This is a genomic window from Mesorhizobium sp. M7A.F.Ca.CA.001.10.2.1, assembly GCF_003998575.1.
In the GTDB taxonomy this organism is placed as follows: domain Bacteria; phylum Pseudomonadota; class Alphaproteobacteria; order Rhizobiales; family Rhizobiaceae; genus Mesorhizobium.
The window spans coordinates 1-4,339 of record NZ_RZQY01000521.1 but is presented as its reverse complement, the minus strand read 5'-3'; the positions used below and the strand labels follow the sequence as shown (position 1 = coordinate 4,339).

The window sequence follows — 4,339 nt, the reverse complement described above, 5'->3', positions numbered from 1 at the left end:
GGCGGTGAGGGCGGACCGGATTTCATTCTGATCTGCCGCCCGGCCGATCTTGTCGACAAGGTGCTGGCGCTGGAGCTTGGTGCGGCCGACGTCGTCGAGAGCCCGCTCAATGTCCGTGAACTGGCCGCCCGTGTCGGCGGTCTGCTTTCGCGCCGCGGCAGGGGCACCCAGGAACTGATCGTGCTGGAGAACGCGACCGTCGATCTGAGATCGGCCATGGTCATGCATCGCTCCGGCTCCGAGGAACAGCTTTCGCCTGGCCAGGTGGCCCTGCTCAGGTTGTTCCTGGCCAGTCCGCGCAAGGTGCTGACGCGTGACGATATCATCGCCGCGGCACCGGCCGAAAACGCCGACGCCTTCGATCGCTCGATCGATTCGCGCATCGTGCGGCTGCGCCGCAAGCTCGACACCGACACCATCACCACAATACGTGGCGCCGGCTATCGGTTCGATCCGCCGCGGCAATTTGCCGACTGACTGCCTGCTACTGGCGCAATCCCTTTTTTCGGGCATCGGATTTTCCATCTCTGGGCCCGATGCTCTTGACGCTCAGCGTACCAGCAGAAGCGATGGCCCCACCGGCATGTCACTGCCCATGGTGAGTTCGCTTGCATGGGCGCGGTCCCGGAGGAGCACGGTAGCAAGACCGGCAAAGCCGAGCAGGCCCTGGGCGTAAAGCAGTGCGGACAGCACCGAAGCAGCGAATTTCGTTTTCATCGTCGCAGTTCCCCAAATGCCAATTCTTCAAAAATGAACCTGTTGCGGGTCTCTTCAGGATACCCCCGAAGTGCCCGCGCCGCCCACGGAGCCCCCCGTCGCGGCGCGGGCCTTCGGTCCTCTCGGCAGCAAGTTGCCGGAGGCGCCGCGCAAACCCGTCAGCCTAAGGCCGACCCGCCAGAGGGCCTTGAGCCGGGCGATGCGCAGGCTGGAAACAATCCAGACCGTGGCGAAAAACAGTGCGGTATGCAGCGTCGAAATCTCGCCCGAAGTCATCGCGCCGAGCCTTGTCAGCGGGGTGCCGGCAACCGTGCCGACGCCGCCGATGACCGCTGCCGCGATGCTGATCCTGAGAAGCCAGGACAGCGCGTTTGATTTCGTCCTCATGTTCGTTACCGGCTGTTTTCGTTGCGTCAACTTTGCTCGCACCCCGTATCCGGATCATGCCGCTTGGAGCCGCGCTTTGTTGCAGGTTGGTTTCGATGCTGACGCTTGATCTTTCACATGACACCAATTCGCACTTTCGTTTGGAGGCGGATACTCATGTTCCCGACTCCTGGTCTTGGCTGGGTGGGTCTGCCGAGCCTGTTCCAGCCAGGTTATAAGGAGGCGTTTGTTAACCAGCGGAAACAGATTCGAAACAGAAACGAGCGTTTTGCGAAATCTTCTCGAAACATGACGTTGGGATAAGCGGCCATCGAACTGGAGCCGGCCAACCGGCAGAGAGAGGGGACTTCATCATGCATACCGCCATTTCCGCCAAGCTTATCAACATCACCGCCGCTGCCTTGACTGGTGCAGCACTGCTGCTCGGCGCCGGCTCGGGTGCGGCGCACGCCGCCAACAAGATCGTGGCACGCGTTTCGCTTTCGCAGCAGATCATGGAAGTCTCCGTCGACGGCCGGCCGACCTTCGCCTGGAAAGTCTCCACCGGCGACCGGGCCCATGTGACGCCGACCGGCTCGTTCAAGCCGACCCGCATGCATGAGATGTGGTATTCGAAGAAATACGACAACGCCCCGATGCCGCACTCGGTCTTCTTCAGCGGCGGCTATGCGGTACACGCGACCTACGCGATCAAGCGCCTCGGCCAGCCGGCTTCGCATGGCTGCGTGCGGCTGCACCCCGACAACGCGGCCGATTTCTACCAGCTCGTCGAAACCTTCGGGGCGACCAACACCAGCATCGTCATCGTCAAGTAGCAGGCTGGAAACGGTGGCGTGTCAGCATGCTGGCGCGCCTCGAGGCTCCCACCGGAAAACGCTGCGGTATGAGCACAGCTCGAACCGAGGTATTGCGTACAGCTCAAACCGGCGGAGCCCAGCCAAAAAGAAAAGAGGCCGGAAAGTTTCCGGCCTCTTTTCTTTTGCATTTGTCCTGCGCATTTCCGGGCAGGAAGCCCCACCCTAGCTCGGCAGTGCCGGCATCAGCTTGGGATCCGGCTTCTCCGCCAAATGAGGCAGGTCCTTGCTGGCGATGAAGGTGTAGAACATGGGCACGACGAAGAGCGTGAACAGGGTTCCGACCAGGATGCCGGTGAAGATGACCAGGCCCATCGAATAGCGGGCCGCGGCACCAGCGCCGCTGGACGTGATCAGCGGCACCACGCCGAGCGCCATCGCCGCTGTCGTCATCAGGATCGGCCGCAGGCGCACCTTGGCCGAGGCGATGATGGCGTCGCGCCGTCGCATGCCATGCTTTTCACGCTGCTGGTTGGCGAACTCGACCAGCAGGATGCCGTGCTTGGTGATCAGACCGATCAGTGTGATCAGGCCGACCTGCGTGTAGATGTTGAGCGTGCCGAGGCCCAGATTGAGCGGCACGATCGCGCCGAAGATCGACAGCGGCACCGCCATCATGATGATCAGGGGGTCGCGAAAGCTTTCAAACTGCGCCGCCAGCACCAGATAGATGACGACAACGGCCGCCGCGAAAGCGATCAGGATGGTGTTGCCCTGTTCCTTTTCCTGCCGCGATTGACCGGAATAGTCGAGGAAGAAGGTGTCGGGCAGGCTCTCCTTGGCGATGTCCTCCAGCGCCTTCAGCCCGTCGCCGGTGGTGACGCCGGGCAGCGGGAGCGCCGAAATCGTCGACGAATTCAGTTGGTTGAACTGCTCGATTGCCGCCGGCGCCGCATTGTTCGAAATCTTGACTACCGCCGAGAGCGGCACCATCTCGCCCGTCACGCTGCGCACGAAGTATTCGCCGAGCTTATCGGGGTTGTCGCGAAACTCCTGCGGCACCTGCGGGATGATGTCGTAGCTGTTGGAGTCACGGTCGAACTGCGCCACTTCGGCGCCGCCGACCAGCAAGGTCAGCGTGCGGCCGATATCGGCGATCGGCAGGTTCAACGCCGCGGCGCGATCACGGTCGATGGTCACCGTCACCTCTGGTGCGTCATAGGCCATCGAATTCTGCACGACGATGAAGCGGCCGGAGGCTTGCGCCTTGTTCTTGATCTGCTCGGCCACCTCGTACACTTCCGAGGAAGCGCCGGTCGATCGCACCACCATGGAAATGGGCAGGCCGCCACCAGAGCCGGGCAGCGTCGGCGGCGCGAAGACGAAGGCCTCGACGCCGGCCACTTTGGCGATACGGGCCGTGATGTCGGCCTGCAGTTCCTTCGAATTGCGCTTGCGTTCCGCCCAATCCTTGAAGGCATAGCCGACGAAGGCGCTGTTTGTCGTGCCGCCGAAGGCGACGGCCGAGAACTGCGCCCGTGTTTCGGGAATATCCTTCACCAGGCCGAGGATCTGGTTGACGTATGTCTCGGTGTAATCGGAGGTCGCATAACGCGGCCCTGTCACAATCGAGAGCAGAAAGCCCTGGTCCTCTTCCGGCGCCAGTTCGCTCGAGGTCTTGGTGAACATGAAGCCGGTGACGCCGACAAGCGCAAGCACGATGATCAGCGTCAATGGGCGATAATTGAGCGACCCGGTGACGGCGCGTTCATAGACATGCTCGACGCGAGCGAAGGCGCCGTCGACAATGCGCTGGAAACGGCCCGGCGTGCCGGACTTCAGGAGGCGTGCCGACATCATCGGGGTGATGGTGATGGCGATGACGCCCGACAGCACCACTGAGCCGGCGAGCGTGACTGCGAATTCACGGAACAATGCGCCGGTCAGGCCGCCGGTGAAGGCCAGCGGCGCGAACACGGCGGCCAGTGTCATGGTCATGGCAATGATGGCCGACGATATTTCGCGCATACCGCTGAACGCGGCCTGCATCGGCGACATGTGGTCTTCTTCCATATGGCGATGGATGTTCTCCACCACCACGATGGCGTCGTCGACGACCAGGCCGATCGCCAGCACCATGGCCAGCAGCGACAGCAGGTTGATCGAATAGCCCACCGCAAACAAAAGGAAACAGACGCCGATCAGCGACAACGGGATGGTGATGATCGGCATCATCACCGACCGGAAGGAGCCAAGGAACAGAAGGATGACGACGATGACGATGGCAACCGCCTCGGCGATGGTCTTGAACACCTCTTCGATCGAAGCGCTGATCTGCCCGGTCGCGTCGTAGACGACCTCGATCGTCATGCCTTTCGGCAGCGTCTCCTGAATCTGCGGCACCAGCTTGGTGAGCGCCGCCGCCGTGGTCAGCGGATTGG

Annotated in this window: 5 protein-coding genes; 2 read left to right on the top strand and 3 right to left on the bottom strand. The window is 62.2% G+C overall.

What is annotated here, in order from left to right:
- On the top strand, positions 1–477 hold a 477-nt coding region (locus EN964_RS26330; protein ID WP_164775999.1), incomplete at its 5' end, for a response regulator transcription factor.
- A gap of 72 nt (positions 478–549) precedes the next feature.
- On the opposite strand, the gene EN964_RS26325 is transcribed toward EN964_RS26330, so the two are convergent.
- Positions 550–717, bottom strand: coding sequence for a hypothetical protein (locus EN964_RS26325; protein ID WP_081738724.1), 168 nt, complete (start codon positions 715–717; stop codon positions 550–552).
- A gap of 54 nt (positions 718–771) precedes the next feature.
- Entirely contained in the window at positions 772–1,104 is a 333-nt protein-coding gene (locus tag EN964_RS26320) for a hypothetical protein (protein WP_027037042.1), read from the bottom strand.
- A 353-nt stretch (positions 1,105–1,457) separates the two neighbouring features.
- Between EN964_RS26320 and EN964_RS26315 the strand changes: the two genes are divergently transcribed.
- A complete protein-coding gene (locus EN964_RS26315; protein WP_023811018.1) occupies positions 1,458–1,919 on the top strand; it encodes a L,D-transpeptidase in 462 nt (153 codons plus the stop codon).
- Between the two features lie 204 nt (positions 1,920–2,123).
- Here EN964_RS26315 and EN964_RS26310 read toward each other — a convergent pair.
- On the bottom strand, positions 2,124–4,339 hold a 2,216-nt coding region (locus tag EN964_RS26310; protein WP_127276919.1), incomplete at its 5' end, for an efflux RND transporter permease subunit.